The 21751-nt window shown below is 35.4% G+C and carries 21 protein-coding genes; 18 read left to right on the top strand and 3 right to left on the bottom strand.

What is annotated here, in order from left to right; genetic code table 11:
* The first annotated feature begins 6 nt into the window (after positions 1–6).
* From ACJMML_RS11195 to ACJMML_RS11235, 9 genes are all read left to right on the top strand, one after another.
* Complete coding sequence (locus ACJMML_RS11195) at positions 7–471, top strand: DUF2124 family protein (protein WP_405307389.1); 465 nt, start codon at positions 7–9, stop codon at positions 469–471.
* A gap of 103 nt (positions 472–574) precedes the next feature.
* Positions 575–949, top strand: a complete 375-nt coding sequence (locus ACJMML_RS11200) for an ArsR/SmtB family transcription factor (RefSeq protein WP_405307390.1) — start codon at positions 575–577, stop codon at positions 947–949.
* Positions 950–967: 18 nt separating this feature from the next.
* A complete protein-coding gene (locus tag ACJMML_RS11205) occupies positions 968–3328 on the top strand; it encodes a heavy metal translocating P-type ATPase (protein ID WP_405307391.1) in 2361 nt (786 codons plus the stop codon).
* 255 nt (positions 3329–3583) lie between these two features.
* Complete coding sequence (locus tag ACJMML_RS11210; protein WP_405307392.1) at positions 3584–5188, top strand: ABC transporter substrate-binding protein; 1605 nt, start codon at positions 3584–3586, stop codon at positions 5186–5188.
* Between the two features lie 73 nt (positions 5189–5261).
* Complete coding sequence (locus ACJMML_RS11215; RefSeq protein ID WP_405307393.1) at positions 5262–6257, top strand: ABC transporter permease; 996 nt, start codon at positions 5262–5264, stop codon at positions 6255–6257.
* Positions 6250–7101 carry an ABC transporter permease gene (locus ACJMML_RS11220; protein WP_303738666.1) on the top strand — a complete coding sequence of 284 codons (852 nt, stop codon included), beginning with the start codon at positions 6250–6252 and terminating at the stop codon, positions 7099–7101. The genes ACJMML_RS11215 and ACJMML_RS11220 overlap by 8 nt, the downstream gene beginning before the upstream one ends.
* 13 nt (positions 7102–7114) lie before the next feature.
* A complete protein-coding gene (locus ACJMML_RS11225) occupies positions 7115–8062 on the top strand; it encodes an oligopeptide/dipeptide ABC transporter ATP-binding protein (protein WP_405307394.1) in 948 nt (315 codons plus the stop codon).
* Complete coding sequence (locus tag ACJMML_RS11230) at positions 8052–8663, top strand: ABC transporter ATP-binding protein (protein ID WP_405307395.1); 612 nt, start codon at positions 8052–8054, stop codon at positions 8661–8663. Before ACJMML_RS11225 ends, ACJMML_RS11230 begins: the two co-directional genes overlap by 11 nt.
* Before the next feature lie 182 nt (positions 8664–8845).
* On the top strand, positions 8846–10216 hold the full coding sequence (locus ACJMML_RS11235; RefSeq protein WP_405307396.1) for an MATE family efflux transporter: 1371 nt from the start codon (positions 8846–8848) through the stop codon (positions 10214–10216).
* On the opposite strand, the gene ACJMML_RS11240 is transcribed toward ACJMML_RS11235, so the two are convergent.
* On the bottom strand, positions 10213–10827 hold the full coding sequence (locus ACJMML_RS11240; protein WP_303738662.1) for an ABC transporter ATP-binding protein: 615 nt from the start codon (positions 10825–10827) through the stop codon (positions 10213–10215). The genes ACJMML_RS11235 and ACJMML_RS11240 overlap by 4 nt on opposite strands.
* The gene (locus ACJMML_RS11245) at positions 10817–11776 is read right to left on the bottom strand and encodes an oligopeptide/dipeptide ABC transporter ATP-binding protein (protein ID WP_405307398.1); all 960 of its coding nucleotides are present in this window, start codon (positions 11774–11776) and stop codon (positions 10817–10819) included. Before ACJMML_RS11245 ends, ACJMML_RS11240 begins: the two co-directional genes overlap by 11 nt.
* Positions 11777–11923: 147 nt before the next feature.
* Between ACJMML_RS11245 and ACJMML_RS11250 the strand changes: the two genes are divergently transcribed.
* On the top strand, positions 11924–12487 hold the full coding sequence (locus ACJMML_RS11250) for a GNAT family N-acetyltransferase (protein ID WP_405307399.1): 564 nt from the start codon (positions 11924–11926) through the stop codon (positions 12485–12487).
* Here ACJMML_RS11250 and ACJMML_RS11255 read toward each other — a convergent pair.
* Complete coding sequence (locus ACJMML_RS11255) at positions 12482–13192, bottom strand: 4Fe-4S double cluster binding domain-containing protein (protein ID WP_405307400.1); 711 nt, start codon at positions 13190–13192, stop codon at positions 12482–12484. The two genes, ACJMML_RS11250 and ACJMML_RS11255, sit on opposite strands and share 6 nt — an antisense overlap.
* Positions 13193–13509: 317 nt before the next feature.
* On the opposite strand from ACJMML_RS11255, the gene ACJMML_RS11260 reads away from it, so the two are divergent.
* The 8 genes from ACJMML_RS11260 (at position 13510) to ACJMML_RS11295 (ending at position 21750) form a co-directional block, all read left to right on the top strand.
* The gene (locus ACJMML_RS11260) at positions 13510–15132 is read left to right on the top strand and encodes an ABC transporter substrate-binding protein (RefSeq protein WP_405307401.1); all 1623 of its coding nucleotides are present in this window, start codon (positions 13510–13512) and stop codon (positions 15130–15132) included.
* 112 nt (positions 15133–15244) lie between these two features.
* Positions 15245–16174, top strand: a complete 930-nt coding sequence (locus tag ACJMML_RS11265) for an ABC transporter permease (protein WP_405307413.1) — start codon at positions 15245–15247, stop codon at positions 16172–16174.
* Positions 16167–17024, top strand: a complete 858-nt coding sequence (locus ACJMML_RS11270; RefSeq protein WP_405307402.1) for an ABC transporter permease — start codon at positions 16167–16169, stop codon at positions 17022–17024. Before ACJMML_RS11265 ends, ACJMML_RS11270 begins: the two co-directional genes overlap by 8 nt.
* Before the next feature lie 43 nt (positions 17025–17067).
* The gene (locus tag ACJMML_RS11275; protein WP_405307403.1) at positions 17068–17574 is read left to right on the top strand and encodes a GNAT family N-acetyltransferase; all 507 of its coding nucleotides are present in this window, start codon (positions 17068–17070) and stop codon (positions 17572–17574) included.
* A gap of 552 nt (positions 17575–18126) precedes the next feature.
* Positions 18127–18993: a tRNA pseudouridine(38-40) synthase TruA gene (gene truA, locus ACJMML_RS11280; RefSeq protein WP_405307404.1), complete on the top strand. Its 867-nt coding sequence runs from the start codon at positions 18127–18129 to the stop codon at positions 18991–18993.
* Between the two features lie 13 nt (positions 18994–19006).
* Positions 19007–19333, top strand: a complete 327-nt coding sequence (locus ACJMML_RS11285) for a hypothetical protein (protein WP_405307405.1) — start codon at positions 19007–19009, stop codon at positions 19331–19333.
* 22 nt (positions 19334–19355) lie between these two features.
* Entirely contained in the window at positions 19356–20678 is a 1323-nt protein-coding gene (wecB, locus tag ACJMML_RS11290) for a non-hydrolyzing UDP-N-acetylglucosamine 2-epimerase (RefSeq protein ID WP_405307406.1), read from the top strand.
* Positions 20662–21750 carry an ATP-grasp domain-containing protein gene (locus ACJMML_RS11295; protein WP_405307407.1) on the top strand — a complete coding sequence of 363 codons (1089 nt, stop codon included), beginning with the start codon at positions 20662–20664 and terminating at the stop codon, positions 21748–21750. Before wecB ends, ACJMML_RS11295 begins: the two co-directional genes overlap by 17 nt.
* The last annotated feature ends 1 nt before the right edge of the window (position 21751 follow it).

Consider the following 21751-nt stretch of genomic DNA (forward strand, 5'->3'; position numbering starts at 1 on the left):
GATAATATGGAAGACGTTAATGAATGGAAAGGAATTAATGGACAATTGGTATCCTTTAAAAATGAAGTTGGAGATGCTCAAAAAATCACTTTTGTCGGGTCTCCGGGAGTATGCACTCCATTTGCTGAACTTTTGGCATATACTGTAAGAGACCGGGAAACTTATTTCATCCCCTTATTGGATGCTGATGATTGCCATCAATTTGAAGAAAAGCCATATGCAATGGTTTTAAATGATGAAGTATCTGACCCTAAGGATTCTGATTCTGTTGTATTGTTGGGTGGCCTTTCAATGCCTAAATATGATGTCGATACTGAAGATGTAAACGCTTTGGTTGAAGATATTCTAAAGGAAGATGGCCTTTTGATAGGAGTCTGTTTCATGGACATGTTTGCAAAGGCAGGATGGCTTGAAAAAATAGATTTCGATTGTGTTATTGATGGAACATTGACTGGTGTTGTTAAAAAATAACACCTTTATTTTTTTAAATTAACATATCACGATATCATGATATGACAACATTTAAATACATAAACATATCATAATATGTAAATATATAATATATGTGATGGAAATGAAAAAAAATAATCTTGAAAACGAAAACGATGATATGTGTGAGGTATTCAACTCTCACGAGGATGTTGTTGACCGTGTAAGGGAACGTATACCTGACGAAACTGAATTCGCTGACCTATCCGAATTCTTTAAAATATTTGGAAATCCAACAAGATTAAAAATTATTTCCCTGCTTAGTATTGAGGATTTATGTGTTTGTGATATTTGCGAAGCACTTGATTTAAACCAAACAACAGTTTCAAATCAATTGAGAATACTGCGTGCAAATAATATTGTCAAATACCAAAAGGAAGGTAAGATGGCAAGATATTCACTCACAGACCTTCACATAGAAATGATTTACAAAGTGGGTTTGGAACATATATTAGAATAATTTTTAATTGGTGATAAAATGGTTGAAAATAGATGTTATGATGCGGATTGCGCTGATGAAAACTGTCACAATCCGGAACATTTCAATTACATCTGTTTGGATCCGAACTGTGATGAAATTCACTGTGAAAATCCTGATCATTACGATAAACAGTTATTAAGAGACTATCAAGAAAAAACTGATTTAAGTATCCATGATCATAGTGAAAAAATTGATTATGATGAAGATGTTGATATAAGCCTTTGTGGTTGTCCTGATTGTGCAGATGATGAGCATGAGCATCATCATGACCATGACCATCATGAGCATTCTCATGAGCATGAGCATCATCATGACCATGATGATGTTTGTACTGATGACGATTGCGGTTGTCATGATCACGACCATGACCATGATGATGTTGAATTCAGTTTGTGCGGGTGTCCTGATTGTGCAGATGATGATGACCACGGACATGACCATTCCCATGGGGATGAGGAATTATTGGCTGAAGGAAAACCATTGATTGCGAATAGGCCAATACAAATCATCGTTGCAAGCGGAATACTGTTTGTTTTAGGACATGTTTTTGAATGGTTATCATTTGACCCTACAGTTGTAACCATTACTTATATGATTGGTGCAGTTATTGCAGGTTATGAAATAGCAATTATGGCTTATAAGTCATTAGTCAATAGACATACCATTGGTCCTGCAATGTTAATGTGTATTGCCTGTGTAGCATCATTCATTATAGGGCATCCTGAAGAAGGTGCCGCAGTCACTTTCCTTTATTATATTGCAGAATTCTTAGAAGACTATGCTGAACATAGGGCAAAACGTTCAATCAAATCATTGGTTGAAATTGCTCCGGACACTGCAAGAGTCAAAGTCGGGGACAAGGAAGAAATTAGAAATGTGGATGAGGTAAACATTGGAGACATCGTAATTGTAAAACCTGGAGACAAAGTGCCTTTGGATGGTGAAGTGATTTCAGGTTCTTCTTCAATTAATCAGGCTTCCATTACAGGTGAAAGCGTACCTGTTTTAAAGGAAGTTGGAGATAATGTATTCTCTGGAACTGTTAATGAAGACGGATATCTGGAAATTGAGGTAACTTCTGCCGCTAAGGACTCAGTTATTTCAAAAATCGTAACTTTGGTTAAAAGGTCACAGCTCAACAGGTCCGAAACCGAAACCCTGGTTGAAAGGATAGCTAAATACTACACTCCTGTAATGATGATAGGGGCAATTTGCATTGCATTCATTCCTCCGTTATTGTTTGGCCAGCCATTGGTTGATTGGGTTTATAAAGCGCTTTCCCTATTGGTAATTTCATGTCCTTGTGCATTCTTAATCTCAACACCTGTTGGAATGGTGTCTGCTATCACTTCAGCAACCAGAAATGGTGTTATCATTAAGGGAAGTACCTATGTTGAGGAGATGCGTAATGTAAAAGCAGTAATCTTTGACAAGACAGGTACTCTAACAGAAGGTAAATTGGCATTAAGTGGCGTTAAAGTTTTGGATGAAAGCTATTCCGAAGAGGACATCGTTAGAATTGCAGCCTCTCTGGAGGCAGGATCCTCCCATCCAATCGCTCAGGCTATTGTGAATTATGCAAATGAGAACAATATCATTTATGACACAATTGATGAGTTTAAAAATGTTCCGGGTAAGGGAATTGTTGCAAATATTGGAGAAGAACAGTACTATGCCGCTAACGAATCTTTAATAGAAGGAAGTTCCTTTGACATATCCCGGGATGAAATAAACAGATATTCCTCTGAAGGCAAAACAATCGTTTTTGTGGGTAATGCTAGAAATGTAATTGGTTTAATAACAGTATCTGATATAATCAGGCCAAATGCAAGTGAAGTCATTGCCGATTTAAAAGATAACGGTATCGAAACAATAATGCTTACCGGAGATAACAAGATGGCCGCCCATAAGGTAGCTGATGAAATAGGTATTCAGCATGTTTTCTCAAATCTGCTTCCTGAAGACAAGTTGAACATCTTGGATACTATCAGAAATAAATTTGGTGATGTGGCTATGGTCGGTGACGGTATAAACGATGCGCCGGCTTTGGCACGTGCGAATATCGGTATTGCGATGGGTGCGGCAGGTTCTGATGTTGCTATTGAAACAGCGGATGTTGCCCTCATGCAGGATGATATCTCAAAGCTTCCTTATTTATTCAGCTTAAGCCATAAGACAATGGGCATTATCAAACAGAACATCACTTTGGCTATTGCGGTCAAATTGTTATGTGTAGTCCTGGCGGTTTTAGGTATTATCACATTGATGATGTCTGTCGGATTTGGGGATTTAGGTTTGACCTTGTTTGTTATCCTGAACTCATTTAGAATTGGAATGGTGAAAGATCCACTATTCTAATCACTTTTTTTTAATACATTTTATTTTTTTTTCAGCGATATTTCAAATGTAATACTTTTTTCTATTTATTTTCAATTAAGTAATACTAATTTAGGCTCATTTTTGGTTTTATAGAAATTTTTAAATAGTTCTATTCTGAAATTATTAATTGTAATATCTTTTTTTAAATAAGTATTACTAATTAATTAATAATTCAGTAAAAAGTAATACTATGGATATTACTTTGGATTTAATTTTTTTAATGAGGAAAAGAAAATGGAAACAAAATATATTATAGGCGCAATTGTGGCCGTTATTGCAATAATTGGTATAGGTGCATTTGCTTTGGGAGGCGGAAGCACAGAGCATGCTCCGAATGAATTGGTAGCTTGTGTTGCTGCTCACGGAGAAGAGCCTGAATTTGGTTTTGACCCAATGCATGGTTGGGGATACCATGATTCAGGAACAGAACCACTTATACAAAGTACAATCCTTAAAAGGGATAAGGACAATAATTTTGTAAAAGATTTGGCAACAGATTATACTGTATCTGATGACTTTAAAACATACACAGCAACCATTCGTGATGATGTTAAATTTACTGACGGTTCAAAATTAACCGCAAAAGATGTAGCATTCTCATACAACAAAGCAAAAGAATTAGGTGAAGGGGCAGACTTAAGCTCTATGAAAGAAGCTAAAGCTGAAGGTAATAAAGTAGTATTCACTCTCGATAAACAGGATTCAACATTCATCAACAAATTGACCGATGTAGGAATCGTTCCTGAAGCTAACTATAATGAAGATTCATACGGTCAAAATCCAATCGGATCTGGACCTTATAAATTAGCTCAATGGGATAAAGGACAACAATTTATCCTGGAGAAAAACCCTGATTACTATGGTAAAGAACCATACTTTGAAAAGATAACAAACCTTTTCCTTGACCCTGATGCAGCATTTGCAGCAGTTAAAAACGGTGATGTTGACATTGCTGAAGTGCAACTCGCATATGCAAATGAAACCGTTGAAGGATACCACTTAGAATACTTCGACTCTATTGATGTACGTGGAATTTCATTACCAACTCAAATGGACACCGGAAAAGTAAGTGAAGACAATGTCACTATTGGTAACAATGTAACTGGTGATCCTGCTATCAGAGAAGCATTAAACATCGGTATCAACAGACAATCATTATTGGATGGCGCATTCAACGGATACGGTAATGTGTCCTACAATGGTGTGGCAAGTCAATTGCCTTGGGCATTCGAATCCACTTTCAATGACAGTAATGTTGACCAAGCAAAAGAAGTTCTTGCAAATGCTGGATGGAAAGACACTAACGGTGATGGAATTGTAGAGAAAAATGGAACTCCTGCAGCATTTTCAGTATACTATAACTCAAAAGCTACTGAAAGACAAGCAATTGCAGTTGCAGTTTCAGAACAAGCAAAAGAAATCGGTATTGACATCACTCCAGTCGGTGGAAGCTGGGATGACATCGACCCTAACAAATACTCTCAAGGAGTTGTATGGGGATTCGGTTCAGCTGACCCATATGAGATTGAGCATCAATATGATTCAAGAGTTGCCTGTGTAGGTTATGACAACTCTGAAGGTCTCAATGACTCTGCTGTTGATGGATTAATCGATTCTGCTATGGCTCAAGATTCAAACGCATCATACGGCACCTGGTCTCAAGCTGCTCAACAAGCTACATCCAATTATCCATACCTTTGGGTTGGAACAGTAGACTACACTTACTTTGTAAGTGATGACTTGGACATTTCCAACAGCACTCACCTCATTTATCCACACGGTGGAGACATCTGGGGTAACATCTACGATTGGAAACGTGTCAACGAAACTGAAGCATAATTAATTATTAAAATGGTTTATTTATATAAATCATTTTTTTAATTCTTTTTTTTTAAGAAACAAATTATATGAGATGGTTAAAATTAACAATAAAAAATTAGCTAAATTTTTAGGATATAAGGCTATTAGATTACTAATTTTATTAATTGTTATTGCAGCAATCAGTTTTATAATGGTACAATTGTCTCCTATAGACCCGGTTAAAGCTTATTTGGGTCAAAGAATTATCAGTCAGGAACAACTGACTATCATAGGCGAATACTGGGGAACAAATCTGTCTTTAGGTGAACGGGTATTTGGATGGCTTTCAACTTTAGCTTCTGGAAGTATGGGCTTTTCATTAATTTATAGGGTGCCTGTAACTGAAGTGATTGTACAGAAGTTCACAGCATCATTTACTCTTATGGCAGTTTCCTGGATTATATCTGCAATTGTCGGTTTTGGTTTAGGAGTTCTTGCAGGTGCAAAAGAAGGTACCTGGGTAGACAAGGCAATTAAAACTTATTGTTACATATTACAATCCACTCCTACCTTTTGGATAGGATTAGTTCTTTTAATGGTTTTTTCAGTTTATTTGGGATGGTTCCCTATCGGACTTTCAGTTCCTATTGGACAATTATCTGATACTGTAACATTTTGGCAGTGGTTATACAGATTAATTTTGCCTGCTATTACATTAAGTATTGTTGGAATTGCATCTCTGACCATGTATACTAGGGATAAGCTCATTAATGTTAAAAGAAGCGATTATTTCCTGTTTGCACAGGCTAGAGGTGAAAGCTTCTGGGGAATTATTAAAAATCATGGAATAAGAAATATTTTGCTTCCTGCAATCACAATCCAGTTCATGTCATTCAATGAACTGTTTGGCGGAACAATTCTTGTCGAACAGGTATTTGCATATCCGGGCATCGGTCAGGCAACAGTAGCTGCGGGATTGAGGTCTGATGTTCCGTTATTGTTGGGTATTGTTATTGTCAGTACCATTTTTGTATTTGTGGGAAATCTTATTGCGGACATGATTTATGAATACGTGGACCCAAGGTTAAAAGGTGAGGACGATGAGTGATTTACCATGGTATAATAGAGGTTTATTCAGTTCACTGAATTTGAGGCAAAAAACACTTTTGACAATTGCACTTACAGGATTGCTTTTATTGGCAATTTTCATTAGTGGAATGATGATTAATGCTAATTTGCCAACTGATTTCAGCATTAAAATGCAGCCTCCATCCTTTGAACATCTTTTCGGTACTGACTGGATGGGCAGGGACATGTTCATCAGGACAATTAAGGGTCTAAGTTTAAGTATCATGATCGGTATAGGTGCATCCATAATTTCCAGTATCATTGCAACAATACTTGCATTCGTTGCAAGTGTTAACAAGTTCTGTGATTCATTTGTGTCCTGGTTGATTGATTTGTTTGCATCAATACCTCATATCCTATTGATAATGATGATATCCATCGCATTGGGTAAGGGGGCTTTTGGTGTTATAATGGCAGTTGCATTCTCGCATTGGGTTAACCTGACAAGGGTATTGAGAGCGGAAGTATTGCAAATCAACACTTCAGAATATGTTGCATTATCTGCAAGATTTGGTAAAAGCAAATTATGGATAGCAAAAGAGCATATTCTGCCTTTGGTATTGTCTCAAATATTTGTTGGAACCTTGCTTGTTTTCCCGCATGCAATTATGCATGAATCAAGCGTAACTTTCTTGGGATTCGGTTTATCACCACACGAGCCTGCAATTGGTATCATATTGTCTGAATCAATGACTTACCTTGCAATGGGAGCTTGGTGGTTAGCATTCTTCCCAGGTCTGGCATTACTGATAGTTGTACTGTTGTTTGATATTATAGGGGATAATCTGAAACGATTGTTAGACCCTTCACAGGCAAATAACTAGATTGGGTGGTATTATGGAAAAATTATTGGAAGTAAATAATTTATCAATATCTTTTACGCAATACGTTCAGGGATTGAATAGGCACGATACAAAGGTGATATCTGATTTGACAATTGATGTCGGAGAAGGTGAAATCGTTGCGGTTTTAGGTTCCAGTGGTTCAGGTAAAAGTCTTCTGGCTCATTCAATTCTAGGTATTTTGCCATATAACTCTCATGTTACAGGAGAAATCAAATATAAAGGAAATGTTCTCGATCAGGAATTGAAGGAAAAATTAAGGGGTAAGGAAATTTGCCTTATTCCTCAATCTGTGAATTTCCTGGACCCTCTTATGAAGGTGTCAGAACAGGCAATCGGTGAATGCAAGGATGAAAAGGAACATGCCGAGAAAAAAATAAGGCAAAGAGAAATCTTTAGCAAATACGGTTTGGATGAAAGTGTTGATGACTTATATCCTTTTGAATTGTCAGGAGGAATGGCCAGAAAGGTATTGTTGTCTACCGCTTTAGTCGGAGACCCGAATTTGTTAATTGCCGATGAACCAACACCTGGGCTTGATGCAAAAAGCGTGAAAGAGACTATTGAGGATATAAGAAATCTGAAAGAGCAGGGAAAAGGTGTTTTGCTGATTACTCACGAAATTGATGTTGCATTAAAAACTGCTGATAGGATTGCAATATTCTATTCCGGTTATGTTATTGAAATAAACAATGTAGAGAACTTCAAAAATGTGGATAATGTTTTGCATCCTTACACCAAAGCTTTAATCAATTCTTTACCTAGAAACGGATTTAACTTGACGGAGGGCGTTCAACCGTTAGAGGATCTTCCTGGATGTCCTTATTGGGAAAACTGTCCTGTCCGTTTGGATAAATGTAAGGATAATAAGCCGGAACTTGTTGACCATGATGGAATAATGATTAGATGTTTCAATTTTGAGGGGGCTAACGATGGAGCTTAAGGCAAGTAACATTTCTTTTTCATATAATAATAAAAGAGAGATACTGAAGGATTTTTCACTATCAATCAATAGTAATCAGATTATCGGTTTGATGGGGGATAGCGGTAGCGGCAAATCAACATTATGTAAAATATTGGCAGGTTATATCACTCATTATTCTGGAAAAGTGACTTTGGATGGCAATGAAATTCCAGATAAGGGTTTTTATCCTGTGCAGTTGATTTTCCAGCATCCGGAAAAAACCATGAATCCTAAATGGAAAATGGAAAAGGTATTGAATGAGTCATGGACTCCTCCTAAGGAGTTGAAGGACACTTTTGGCCTTAAAGATCAATGGTTGACTCGTTGGCCTAACGAACTTTCTGGTGGAGAACTGCAGCGTTTCAGCATATTGAGGGCAATCAATCCCGAAACAAAATTCATCATTGCAGACGAGATTTCCACAATGCTTGATGCGGTAACGCAAGTGCAGATATGGAAAAAGCTCATAAATCATGCCAAAGTGAATAATATTGGAATATTGGCGGTCAGTCATGACCCTGAATTGCTTGAAGTGATATGTGATGACATTTTGTTTTTTGATGAGATAAATAATCTTTAGAATAGCTCTTATTTGAGCCATTATTTATTTCATTTTTTAAAATCATCTTCTTACTCCCTTTTTTTAGGTTGTTGCAATTTTTGCAGCAACTTTTTTTATTTTTGTTTGTTCGATGAATTCTAACGGATGAAAATTTGTTAAAAAATTAAAAGTATATATTGAATAAATTTTAATATTAACTTATGTTAAGTAATGATTCATCAAACAGTGTTGATTTAATGCTTTATAATCCTAAAAGGGCATTAATCAAAATGTCCATTCCATTGATTATTTCATTGCTTATCACTAGTTTTTATAATCTGATTGATGCCGCATGGGTTTCAGGCCTTGGTGCCGATGCGCTTGCGGGTGTAGGATTTTTCACACCGGTTTTCATGATTTTGGTAGGTTTTGGTAATGGTTTGGGATCAGGTGCTGCCTTTGCAATATCAAAATATCTGGGTGAGGACAATAAGCCAAAAGCGGACAATGCTTCAGTTCATTCAATAATTTTGGATATTGCTGTTTCATTGATTCTAACAATATTTTTATTGATTCTGTTAAATCCAATATTGAATGCAATGGGTGCGGGTCAAACTATAGGTTATGCAACCGATTATGGAGTGATAATCCTTTTTGGATCAGTTTTCATAATCTTTTCAAACGCATTATACGGAATTTTCAGGGGAGAGGGGGATACCACCCGTCCAATGTATGCCATGATTGCATCAGCAATTTTAAACATGATTTTGGACCCTATTTTCATTTATAATTTAAATTTGGGGGTAAAAGGCGCAGCTATTGCAACTATAATCTCATCAATATTCGTGATCTTAATTTTACTTTATTGGTTTTATGTTAAGAAGGATACTTTCTTAAGGCCAAATCCTGACAATTTTAATTTTAAAAGGGACATTTCAATTGACATTGTCAAGGTTGGGATTCCGGCAAGCATTCAGCTTTTAAACAATGCATTCTTTGCGGCAGTCTTTTCAGCACTTTTGGCTTATGTGGGTTCAACAGATTCAGTTGCAGTTTACTCGACAGGCTGGAGAATAGTCACAATCGGAACAACTCCACTTTTAGCTATTGGAACTGCCTTAATTAGTGTCATTGCTGCCAATTATGGTGCAAAAAAATATAAGAACATTCAGATTACCCATAGATATGCCATGAAAGTATCAATAATCATTGCTGTAATTGTAATGATTTTAACCAATGTTTTTGCAGGAGATATCGCTTCGGTATTCGCTTCAACAGGAAGCAGTGTCAGAATTGCCCCTGAACTGACTGCGTTTCTTTCTTGGATTGTTATTTATTATCCTACAATGGCAGTTGGTGTTGCATCAACCTATGTTTTCCAGGGAATTGGAAAAGGTTTGACTGCAATGTTTCAAACAATTATGAGGGAAACCGGCTTTACAATATTTTTTGCGGTTTTATTGGGTGTCATTCTAGGTTATGGTGTTTGGGGAGCCTGGATGGGCATTGTTCTAGGTGAAGTCGTATCCAATAATATTACTATGGTCTGGGCAGATTGGCAGATAAAAAAATTAATGAATATTAATGGTTAAGCGCCATTAATATCTTTAAGGTATATCTTTTCGTCACATATGGTTTCCACTAATGGCATATCGTGACTTACAAGCAAAAAGCCCATGTTTCTTTTTTTAACGATTTTCAATACAGAATCGATAATCTGGGCTTGTGTAATTGCATCGAGCATTGTTGTCATTTCATCCGCAATAAGGAATTTTGTATTTGGATTTAGGGACCTCAATACTGAAAACCTTTGAAGTTCTCCTCCGGACAATTCCTGTGGAAATCTGGTAAGCCAGGACTTTTGAATTCCAAATTCTGATAATGCTTCATCCGTAACATTCCAAGATTCTTCTAATACTTGTTTCATTTTCCATTTTGGGTTCATTACTTTTTCGGGATGTTGATAAATTAACTGCACTGGTTTGAATCCTTTATTAGGGAGGGGTTGACCGTCGAGTGTTACGCTGCCTTCGAATTTGGTCACATATCCGGATAAAATTTTGCATAATGTTGATTTTCCACTACCGCTGTCTCCGATCAATCCAATGATTTTCTTGTTATCCAATTCAAGATTAATGTCCTTTAATAGATAATCCTTAGCGGAGGGATATTTAAATGAAATATTTGTTGCTTTAAGTTTCATTTCCTACACCTTTTTCATATTTAAAGCATCTAACTTTTTTCTTTCCTAAATCAATCAATTCAGGCCTTTCTTCCTTACATCTGTCAAATCTCATTTCACATCTGTCATAGTACGGGCATCCTTCTTGTATTTCACCATGCAACGGTTGATGGCCTTTTATTATTTCAAATCCGTTTGCAGGCAACGCCTTGTATAATGATTTTGTATATGGATGGAGTAGGTTTTCCCCATCGCCTGAAAAGTCTTCTTTTAAGGCAATTTCAATTACATAACCTGAATAAAATATTCCAATTCTGTCTGCCACTTCTAGTGCAGCGTGAATGTCATGTGTGATTAAGAGCACTCCAATTCCATCGTCTTTCATGTGTCTGAAGTGATTTAATGTTTCTTCTACTGTTTTTTCATCAAGTCCAGGTGTCGGTTCGTCTGCTACAACGAGTTTTGGGTCTGATAGTAATGCTGTTGATACGAGTACTCTTCTAGCCATTCCTCCGGATAACTGGAACGGATACATGTCATCCACTTCAGGGCCGAGATTATAATGTTTAAATATTTCCCTTTGTTTTATTTTTTTGCTTTTCTTTTCATCTTCACTTTTTACATTACCGATTGCTTGGTCTGAAATCTTCATTAGGGGATCTAAGAAATTCACGGATTGAGGGACTAGAACTATGTCTTTTCCTCTGATTTCTTCTTTATCTTCTTGGGATAATTCTTTTCCTTTAAATTTTATTGTCCCATTCAAATCTGCATTTTCAGGCAGGATTCCAAATATCGCATGTGCTAGTAAACTTTTTCCGGAACCACTTGAACCCAATACGGCCAATATTTCTCCTTCAGATATATCAAGGGTTAAATCAGTAATTACTTTCAGATTTCTTTGATTCAATCCTTTTGTATATTGTATAAAGGAGATTGAGACATTTTCAACATCTAATAATTTTTCCATTTAATCACCTTATTAAATTAAAATGATAAATTTTATATACTAATTTGTACTTTATCAATATTAAAGTTATTCAAAATTTAATAAAAAGTATTACATATTGCATAAAATTAGGGTAAAATGTAATACTTTTTTTGAAAAGTGGTTAATATGAATGTTGTAATTAAGGAATTAAGTGATGATTCAAAACAAATTGAAGAGGTTCAGGAATTTTTATTTAAAATGATTAAGCTTGAGTTCGGTTATGATTATGTTCCTGAATGGCATCAAGATATCGTGAATATGAAAGAGTATTATATTGATCCTGAAATGAATAACTTTTTTGTAGCTTATGCTGAAGAAACTGGCGAAATAATTGCTACAATTGGTTTAAGGGCTTATGATAAAGATTTCCCTGAGTTTAGGCATTTGTATTCTAATGACACCACTTCAAGTATATGGAGATTATTCGTAGATAGGCGATGCAGGCGTTGTGGTTTGGCTTCAAAGATGTTCAGCATTGCCGAAAATTTTGCAAATGAAGTGGGGTATCGTGACATTTATTTGCATACCCATAAAAATTTGGAGGGTGCCCTTCATTTTTGGACAAAGATGGGGTTTGTTGTTGTTTTGGATAGCAATGATGAACTCTTGACAGTTCATATGGACAAACAAATTCAATATTTGGACATTAATCCTCAATCCATTGATTTTAGATATGCAGTAAAACTATAATCGTTTAATGTATCGTTGTGTATGTGGGCATGCGAAAATACATTTTCCACATACTGTATCTGCTTTTCCCAGGTTTTCTTCTGAAACTTTCAGCGCATATTTTTCACATTTTCGGTCATCATAGAAATCATTTCTTTTGAGTTTATAATTCCATTCCTTGCCGCTTATTGCTCCTCCAAGACATGCATCCTTGCATGATTCGCATTTTCCGCATTTTGATTTGAGGATAGGGGTTCCATAATCTAAGGGGGCATTTGTTAAAACTGATGACATTCTTAATGCTGATCCAAATTTCAATGTTGTAAACAATGCGGACTTTCCAATCCATCCAAGCCCCGCACGGGTGGCTATTGTTTTGTGGGGCAATTCAAAGGAATTGAACTCACCAAAATCGGTTCCCAATCTCTTTTTTGTTTGGGCATATGCATTATATCCCTCATCTATTAGGAATTCTTCGCATGTCATCCCAAGTGCGTCCAATCGTGTATTTAAACTAATCAATTCCTCAAGATATTCCTGTGTTGGTGCATTCTGCATATTTCTGATAATTTCTTTAGGATAAGCGATATAAAAAATAACGCCTGAAGTTAATCCTGGCTTTGGCGTAAAGTTGGTGATGTCTGCAAAGCCCACTTCGCTTGCACCTTTTTTCTTTAAATATCCTTTAAGTTTTGAGGACAAATCCATGGACAAATATCTTTTCATAATCATATTTAAATGTATTTAAGTATTACTTTTATGATGATTTTTTACATTCATTTATTTATTTTCAGCATTCTTAATTTTTTTATTTAGGCAATTTAGTAATGTTATTTTGCCCTACTCGTTCATTTTATATTGCGTTTTTTATTTTTCTTATAATTTTTCAAATAAAACTTAAAAGTAATAAATATCTTTTTATATAAATATGTCCTAAATATTACTTAATATTAAAATAATTTATATAAGTATTACTTATTGAGCATTTATTGATTAAAAAGTATTACTATTGTTTTAATATAGAATTGTTATATGGTGAAATTATGGAAAAAAAGACAATGATGATTATTGGTGCTGTTGTAGCAATCATTGTTATTGCTGTCGCTGCATTTGCATTGATGGGTGGATCAACTGATGATGATCCGACACATTTGACAGTTGCAGCACACAGTAACATTAAAGAACCGGAATCCGGTTTTGATCCGCTTACCGGTTGGGGATGTGGGCACCAAAACTATAATCCTTTAGTACAAAGTTGTTTATTTAAGACAGATAAGAAGGGAGAAATCGTTCCAGATTTAGCTACTGATTACTCTATCAGTGGAGATGGAAAAACATGGACTGTAAATTTAAGAAATGATGTTAAATTCTCAGACAATTCAACTTTTGATGCAAAAGATGTAGAAACTACATTCAATACTGCAAAAGAAACTGAAACTGATTTGGATTTAACAAATCTTGAGAAAGTAACTGCTAAAAATGATACTTGTGTTGAATTTACTTTGGTTGAACCTAGATCAACATTTATCTATGATTTAAGATATGTTGGTATTGTTCCTGAAGAGTATGACAACAACACTTATGGTGAAAACCCTGTTGGTACTGGACCTTACGTATTAGACCACTGGGATAAAGGTCAACAAGCTATTTTCAAAGTTAATGATAACTACTACGGTGACAAACCATTCTTTACTCAAATTACCTTATTATTCCCTGAAGAATCAACCTGGTTGGAACTCGCTAAATCCGGTCAAGTAGATGTAGTGCCAGTTGCAACTTCTGCATTAAACCAGACAGTTGATGGATATCAATTTGTTGAAAAATCCGCAGGTAGAGCACAAGGTGTATCCTTCCCTTATCTTGAAGATACTGGTAACGTAACTAATGAAAGCGGTTGGAAAATTGGTAACAATGTAACTGCTGATAAAGCGATTAGACAAGCCTTAAACGTTGGTGTTGACCGTCAAAAAATGTGTGATGAAGTATTCGCAGGACACGCAACTCCTGAATACACAAGCGTCGATACAAGAGATTACGCAAATAATGCTTCAAAAGTTCAAGACGGAAACATTGATGAGGCAAAACGTATCTTGAAAGAAGGCGGATGGGAAGATACTAATGGAGATGGAATCGTTGAAAAAGATGGTGTAAAAGCATCATTCGATTTATACTATCCACCGGATTATCTTGACAGACAATCTCTATCCACAGTATTTGCTGAACAAGCAAAAGAAATTGGAATTGAAGTAAATCTTAAAGGTGCTGATTGGGATACCATCTATGCAAACATGTACAGTTCAGCTGCATTAATGCAACAAACTTCTCCAGATCCATATAAATCAATCTATCAACAATACCACAGTAAAGATGCCGATGAATTCTATATGAACCCTGGTTTATATAACAACACTGAATCCGACAAATTGATGGAAGACGCAATGCATTCAACTGACTTCAATACTGCTGACACATTATGGGCTGAATCAGCTCTTGTAAATGGTGGAGGTTGGGGTCCTGCTGGTGACGCTCCATTCGCATGGCTCGTAAACTACGACTACAACTATTTCATTAAAGATGGAATCGACATTGGTGAACAACCTGATGGTTTAGGAAACGATGTTTTAATTAATATCTGTGATTGGACTAGAACCAATTCCACAGCTTAAACATTTTTTCCTTTTTTTATTTTTTTTTAAAATTTAATGGGGGTTAGTTTCATTGAATAAACAAAAATTAATTAAATTTTTTAGTTACAAATTAATACGTTTCGTAATTTTGATGATTGCTGTTGCAATATTTAGTTTCGTATTATTAGATTTATCCCCTATTGATCCGGTTAATGCTTATTTGAAAGGAGCTGCAGTATCAGAAGCACAAAGACAAATTTTACAACAATATTTTGGCACTAATGTTCCATTAACTACAAAAATTTATCATTGGCTGCTTGATTTAGCTCAAGGAAATCTTGGAAATTCTTTAATTTATCGTGCGCCGGTGATAGATGTTATTATTGATAAATTTTTAGCTTCAATTGTGTTAATGGCGATTTCATGGCTGTTAAGTGGAATATTGGGTTTCGCTTTAGGAGTTGTAGCCGGTAAAAACAAAGGGTCATGGATTGACAAAGCAGTTAAGGTTTACTGTTATGCAATTCAATCTGCACCTTCCTTCTGGGTGGGTATGCTTATTTTAATGGTTTTTGCGGTTTATTTAGGATGGTTCCCGATTGGATTCGGTGTTCCTATTGGAGTTAAAAGTACTGATGCAACATTTATGGAATGGGCATCAAGACTTGTTCTTCCCACTTTAACCTTGAGTTTGGTCGGTTTGGCGCCGATTGCCATGTATACCCGTAATGAACTGATTCAAGTTTTATCCTCCGATTATGTATTATTCGCTAAATCAAGAGGTGAAAAAGGTTGGGATTTAGTAAAGAATCATGGAATAAGAAATATATTGTTGCCTGCCATAACATTGCAGTTTTTATCATTCAGTGAATTATTTGGAGGAGCAGTTTTAGTGGAACAGGTATTTTCATATCCTGGAATCGGTCAAACGGCTGTAGCCGCAGGTCTTCAAAATGATGTTCCTCTGTTTTTAGGAATTGTAATATTCAGTGCAGTATTTGTATTTGTTGGAAATCTACTTGCCGATATCTCTTATTACCTAATTGATCCAAGAATTAAGGAGAGTGAATTTAATGATTAGAAAAAGGGAAACTGACGATAAGAAGCAATGGTTTTTATACCCTGCTAATCTCAGGACAAAGACTCTTGTCATTATCATACTTTCAGCTATAGTTATTGTATCAATATTCATTTCAGGTTATTTTATAAGAGACATTCCAACAAGTTTTGTCAATGCTAATCAAATGCCTTCTTTAGAACATCTTTTCGGAACAGATTGGATGGGGAGGGACATGTTTCAGCGTACAATTGCCGGGCTTGGATTAAGTATTATGGTGGGTTTCATTGCATCTGCTGTAAGTACAATTATTTCTATAATTTTAGGATTGTTTTCAAGTTTCAATAAGATTGCAGACGAATGTGTTGCAGGAATTATTGATCTGTTCGGTTCAATACCTCATATTCTTTTAATTATCCTCGTTTCCATCATGTTTGGTGGGGGAGTATTTGGGGTAATTATGGGTGTTGGTCTAACTCATTGGACTCCTCTTGCAAGGGTTTTAAGATCTGAAGTTAAGGAAATTAAAACCAAGGAATACATTCATTTAGCTGAAAACCTAGGTAAATCAAAGATATGGGTTGCTACAAAACATATCTTACCTTTGATTATATCTCAAATCATTGTTGGAGTTATTTTAATGTTTCCGCATGCAATCATGCACGAAGCGGCGATTACCTTTTTAGGATTTGGTTTACCTCCACACGAGCCTGCAATCGGTGTAATATTAGCTGAATCAATGCATTATCTATCTTCAGGTTATTGGTGGTTAGCATTCTACCCGGGTATGTCATTATTGATTGTTGTATTGTTATTTGACTTCATTGGGGAGAATGTTGAAAAATTGCTAAATCCTGAAACCGCACAAGAATAAGATAAATTCTTATTCTTATTTTTATTTTTTTTAGGGGAATATTATGGATATTGAAATTAGGGAAGTTAAAAATAATTCTGTCGAAATTGCTAATGTTAAAGACTTTTTATATGGTCAGATTATGGAAGTCTATGGAATAGGTCCCACTCCAAAATTCCATTATGATATTGATGGGATGGAAGAGTATTATCTTTTGCCGTCCACCAATAATTTTTACATTGCATTGGATGGGGATAAAATTATTGCAACTGCGGCCATCAGAGCTTATGATTTTGATAATGAATTATTTAGAGGCATTTATACAAAAGAGGACACTGCAAGCATTTGGAGATTAATGGTGGATAAAAATTACAGAAGACATGGAATTGCCCGAAAGTTAGTGGATATTATGGAGGAATTTGCCAAGAATGTCGGATATGATAGGATTTATCTTCACACTCACAGATACTTGGATTCCGGAATTCCCTTCTGGACATCTGTAGGTTATGAAATCACAATTGAGGAAGATGATTATGATGAGACAACTCATATGGTGAAATATTTGTGTTGAATGGTAGTATTATTTTTTAAGAAAAGTAATACTTGTTTTTTCTACAGAATTCTTATCTTTTTTTATTTTATCTGATTTACTGGAAATTTTTTTATAAAAACTGATTTTATGCTTTCATTTTTTTAATAAAGAGTCTAACAGTCGATTTTTAATGATTTTATGGAAAATTCAATAATCCTATAATTATTACTCGAATAATTTTAGGATATGTATTTATTTTATTTTTGGATTAAATTTCTAAAAATTGCTAATTATTGGATATATTGGTTTTAGTGCTATTATTTCCTTGGTTTATTGAATTTAATTAGTAATAATTTTTAATAAATTTTAAATAAGTATTACTATAATTATTAAATATATTACTATTGAGTAATTGGATAATTAAAATTATACAATATAACTACTTCAAATAATTTTAATTTTATTCCTTATTATGATTACTTCGCAATAGTATGCCATATAATTTTAGGCAAATAGCTTTTCATCAAGCTATTTGCTTTCCTCCTCATTTTTTCTAAAAACTTATTTTATATTAAACCAAATATTATATTGATGAAGCGAACTGCACTTAAAATCGGATATATCGGAACTAATTTTCATGGCTTTCAAAGACAGCCTAACCTCAGAACAGTCGAAGAAGAATTGATTTACCATTTGCGTAAACTTGACTACATTGACGATTTGAAGAAGTCCAGATTCAGAATTGCTGGAAGAACCGATGCTGGTGTTCATAGTTTGGGAAATGTAATCAGTTTTCAGTCCGAAAAGGAAGTTAGGGTAAACGAAATAAATAATTCTCTTCCGGATGATATTCAAATATTGGCAAGTGCGCCTGTTCGCTATGCTTTTAAGCCGAGGTATGCCCAAATGAGACAATATCGGTATATGCTTTTTCAGGATTTGGATATCGACAAGCTCAATGAGTGTGCTGAGGTCTTTAAGGGAACCCATAACTTCACTAATTTTACAAAAAGGTTTCAGAAAACAACCATCCGTACGATCGATGACATTAAAATCTCAAAAGTTGAATTGGATGATTATCACAAAAGGGAATTTCCTAATCTCCATGATACATTATCTCCAATATTCGTTGATATTTACGGTGAATCATTTTTATGGAACATGGTTAGGAAGATGATGAGGGTTTTCATTGATGTTGCAGTTGGCAAGATGACCTTGGATGAGGTTGAAAGGTTGTTGAATCCTGAAGTTGATGAGCCGAGGGCTTATATTAAAGTCACAGAACCTGATTATTTGATTCTGATGGACATTCAATATGATGGAATTAAATTCACATATGATGATTATGCCTGTGAGAGATTTAGACGTGATTTGGTTGATTCTCTTAGCAATTTGCAGAAAAAATATGCAATTCGTGAATCAATGATAAAAAGTTTAAATGATTTACACAAATATTAATGTGAGGATACTTATGGATAAAGTACAAAAAGTTAATGAAAAAATTATGATTATTGGAATTATCGTGGGTTTTGCCCTGGGAATCTATCTGGGCATTGACCATGATGATTTGAATTTTTGGGTTATATTAATTCAAGTGGTTTTTTTCACTTCATTAATAATGACGTTGATATCAGCATTGGGCGGATATTATGCTAATGCTCGTGATAAAAGCGTTGAATTTAATATAACTTCTGTAATAAGAGTTTTCATTTTAAATTTGGCTGTAGTTGCAGTTTCCGCATCTTTCGGATTTATTTTCTGTTCAATTGCGATTGGCAATTTCAGTACTGCATATTAATTAATTTTATAAAAGGGATATCATGAAAATAGCGACAATTTTAGGAACAAGACCGGAAATTATTAAGATGGCTCCAATCATTGATGAAATTTCAAAAAGGGGCATTGACCAAATAGTTTTGCATACCGGCCAGCATTATGATAAGGAGATGTCTGACAATTTCTTTAGGGACTTGGAAATCCCAACTCCCGATTATAATATTCAAGTCGGTTCAGGATCTCATGGAAAGCAGACCGGTCTGATGATGAAGGGCATTGAAGAGGTGCTCATTGAGGAAAAGCCGGATATTGTGCTTGTTCAGGGAGACACCAATGCCGTGCTTGCAGGAGCACTTGTGGCAGGTAAGCTGCACATTGCCGTAGGTCACGTTGAGGCTGGGCTCAGGTCATTTGACATGACAATGCCTGAAGAGATTAATCGTCGTGTCGCCGATATAGTCTCAGCAATGTATTTTATACCGACTGAAGAGTCCGCAATCAATCTGCTTGCAGAAGGATTTTCACATGAAAACCTGATTATCACAGGAAATACAGTAGTGGATGCCTGCTTCAGACACTTGGAAATAGCTAAAAAAAGAGGATTTGAAGAGGAATCCCTGGCTGATTTGGATATTGAGAATATGGATAATATCCTCACATTAACAATGCACAGGGCTGAAAATGTTGATATAAAAGAAAGAGTGACAAGCATTATCTCCGCCTTAAAGGAATTGAGCGACATGAACATTATCTTCCCGATTCATCCAAGAACCAAAAATACCCTGGAAAACTTCGGATTGTTTGACGAGTTGAACGATTTGGATCATGTTCATATAATAAAGCCATTGGGCTATCTTGATTTTTTACTTTTGACTTCAAAATCAACCCTGATTTTAACCGATTCCGGAGGACTTCAAGAAGAGGCGATAACACTTGATGTGCCTGCATTGACATTGAGGTATAATACTGAACGTCCTGAAACAGTAACTGCCGGTGGAAATATTCTTGTCGGTTCTGATAAGGATGTAATTTTGGAAAATGCAAACAGGATTTTGAATGACAGTGAATTTGCAGACAAAATGAAAAACGCTCTGAACCCATACGGTATTGGAGATTCAGCCAAAGTGACTGTTGACGCAATTGAAGATTATTATGAAAGGGGACTTCTTGACATTAAGGCTCCTGAAGACATTATGGGTTCATTTACAAGGAAAATGGCGGCAATCGATGAAGACATTACTGTTGCTGAATTTGAAGATAAGAATAACTCATTAATACATATGGTATTTGATGGGGATAAGATGCGTTTTCCAGCAGATGACTTAAAATTAAATGGTATGATGATTACTTATGATGAACGAAACTGATTCAATATTGGTATTTGAGTATTTTACGGCTTCCGGCGAAAAGGAAAAGAGCATAATTTCCGAAGCGGAAGAATTGATTTTTGCATTATTGGATGACCTGTCAGACTTTAATGTTGACTTGGTCATTAACAAATCCTATGAGGATAGGGTAAAGGATTTCGATAATGTTAATCCTATCTTGATTGATGAGAACATTGTAGATTGGCTTGAAGGCAATGCCGCAGACTTTGAAAATGCAATATTTATTTCTGCGGAAATGGATAATGCCCTATACAATATCACAAGGATTCTGGAGGAAAACAATGTTAAAACATATACCTCTTCAGCTGAGGCATGTTTCAAGACTTCCAATAAATTTGAAACTTACAATGCCCTTCCGATGGAAATTCCTCAACCAAGGTCATTTAAATTTAAAATTGACCCAAAAGGATATTGGAAAAGGGCAATTGAAAATCTGCATGAAAAATGGCAGTCTGAAGACCCATTGACTCCTCTTAAATTAATTATCAAGCCTTTGATTGGTGTTGACTGTGAAAATATTGTAATAATCAATGACATCGGCGATTTGTCATATGATCTTGAAGAGATTTATCCGCCGGGTTCAAGGATTATTGTTCAGGAATATATTAATGGGACTGATATAAGTGTTAGCCTGATTTCAGATGGGCAAAATGCCATTCCTATTAGCCTGAATGAACAATTTGTCTCTATTGGGGATGCTAATGGAACCTATTTCGGTGGAAAGATACCTTATGAAAGCAAATATAAGGATGAAGCATTTGAAATAGCAACCAAAGCTGTTGAAGCCATTGAAGGCATTAAGGGTTTTGTTGGCGTTGATTTATTGATAAATGCTGATGAAAAGGATGTTTACTCTGTTTATCTTTTGGAAATCAACTCAAGATTTACAACACCTTATGTCGGTTTGAAAAAAATTTGCAATTTTAACATCGGCAAGAGCATTATAGAATTGATTGACGGAAAGGTCAGCACTGATGATTTGGATACTTCCTTAAATGGTAAAGTTGAATTTATAAAATCTGCTGATTCATTAGAGATTAGGAGATTGTAAT

Origin of the sequence: Methanobrevibacter sp., assembly GCF_045130115.1 — an archaeon.
Classification (GTDB): Archaea; Methanobacteriota; Methanobacteria; order Methanobacteriales; family Methanobacteriaceae; genus Methanocatella.

Bases quoted from the DNA above. Each gene is read 5' to 3' on its own strand.
- ACJMML_RS11275 (WP_405307403.1), top strand. From the start codon at position 17,068: ATGGATATTGAAATTAGGGAAGTTAAAAATAATTCTGTCGAAATTGCT.
- ACJMML_RS11245 (WP_405307398.1), bottom strand. From the start codon at position 11,776: ATGGAAAAATTATTAGATGTTGAAAATGTCTCAATCTCCTTTATACAA.
- truA (WP_405307404.1), top strand. From the start codon at position 18,127: ATGAAGCGAACTGCACTTAAAATCGGATATATCGGAACTAATTTTCAT.
- ACJMML_RS11265 (WP_405307413.1), top strand. From the start codon at position 15,245: ATGATTGCTGTTGCAATATTTAGTTTCGTATTATTAGATTTATCCCCT.
- ACJMML_RS11270 (WP_405307402.1), top strand. From the start codon at position 16,167: ATGATTAGAAAAAGGGAAACTGACGATAAGAAGCAATGGTTTTTATAC.
- ACJMML_RS11240 (WP_303738662.1), bottom strand. From the start codon at position 10,827: ATGAAACTTAAAGCAACAAATATTTCATTTAAATATCCCTCCGCTAAG.
- ACJMML_RS11230 (WP_405307395.1), top strand. From the start codon at position 8,052: ATGGAGCTTAAGGCAAGTAACATTTCTTTTTCATATAATAATAAAAGA.
- ACJMML_RS11200 (WP_405307390.1), top strand. From the start codon at position 575: ATGAAAAAAAATAATCTTGAAAACGAAAACGATGATATGTGTGAGGTA.
- ACJMML_RS11250 (WP_405307399.1), top strand. From the start codon at position 11,924: ATGAATGTTGTAATTAAGGAATTAAGTGATGATTCAAAACAAATTGAA.
- ACJMML_RS11235 (WP_405307396.1), top strand. From the start codon at position 8,846: ATGTTAAGTAATGATTCATCAAACAGTGTTGATTTAATGCTTTATAAT.
- wecB (WP_405307406.1), top strand. From the start codon at position 19,356: ATGAAAATAGCGACAATTTTAGGAACAAGACCGGAAATTATTAAGATG.
- ACJMML_RS11285 (WP_405307405.1), top strand. From the start codon at position 19,007: ATGGATAAAGTACAAAAAGTTAATGAAAAAATTATGATTATTGGAATT.
- ACJMML_RS11195 (WP_405307389.1), top strand. From the start codon at position 7: ATGGAAGACGTTAATGAATGGAAAGGAATTAATGGACAATTGGTATCC.
- ACJMML_RS11255 (WP_405307400.1), bottom strand. From the start codon at position 13,192: ATGAAAAGATATTTGTCCATGGATTTGTCCTCAAAACTTAAAGGATAT.
- ACJMML_RS11215 (WP_405307393.1), top strand. From the start codon at position 5,262: ATGGTTAAAATTAACAATAAAAAATTAGCTAAATTTTTAGGATATAAG.
- ACJMML_RS11210 (WP_405307392.1), top strand. From the start codon at position 3,584: ATGGAAACAAAATATATTATAGGCGCAATTGTGGCCGTTATTGCAATA.
- ACJMML_RS11205 (WP_405307391.1), top strand. From the start codon at position 968: ATGGTTGAAAATAGATGTTATGATGCGGATTGCGCTGATGAAAACTGT.
- ACJMML_RS11220 (WP_303738666.1), top strand. From the start codon at position 6,250: ATGAGTGATTTACCATGGTATAATAGAGGTTTATTCAGTTCACTGAAT.
- ACJMML_RS11295 (WP_405307407.1), top strand. From the start codon at position 20,662: ATGATGAACGAAACTGATTCAATATTGGTATTTGAGTATTTTACGGCT.
- ACJMML_RS11225 (WP_405307394.1), top strand. From the start codon at position 7,115: ATGGAAAAATTATTGGAAGTAAATAATTTATCAATATCTTTTACGCAA.
- ACJMML_RS11260 (WP_405307401.1), top strand. From the start codon at position 13,510: ATGGAAAAAAAGACAATGATGATTATTGGTGCTGTTGTAGCAATCATT.